Here is a 283-nt window from a genome sequence, read left to right on the forward strand (position 1 = left end):
GATTTCGCACCGAACAGCGAAGAAGAAGACATTATTCTGGAGGTGCTGCGCGGTGAAGTGGGGCACGTTTCCGCCGAGCGCGTGCTGTCCGGGCCGGGCCTGGTCAACCTGTATCGCGCCATCGTCAAGGCAGACAACCGCCTGCCGGAGAAACTGGAGCCGAAGGACATTACCGAGCGGGCGCTGGCCGACAGCTGCATCGACTGCCGCCGTGCGCTGTCGCTGTTTTGCGTGATCATGGGGCGCTTCGGCGGCAACCTGGCGCTGAATCTGGGCACCTTTG

The 283-nt window shown here is 63.3% G+C and carries 1 protein-coding gene; it reads left to right on the forward strand.

The annotated features are described in order from the left end of the window. Positions 1–283 (forward strand): glucokinase (locus J0A67_RS23730; protein WP_206571705.1); only part of this gene is annotated, 283 nt, incomplete at both ends.

Source organism: Algoriphagus aestuariicola (assembly GCF_017254835.1).
In the GTDB taxonomy this organism is placed as follows: Bacteria; Bacteroidota; Bacteroidia; order Cytophagales; family Cyclobacteriaceae; genus Algoriphagus; species Algoriphagus aestuariicola.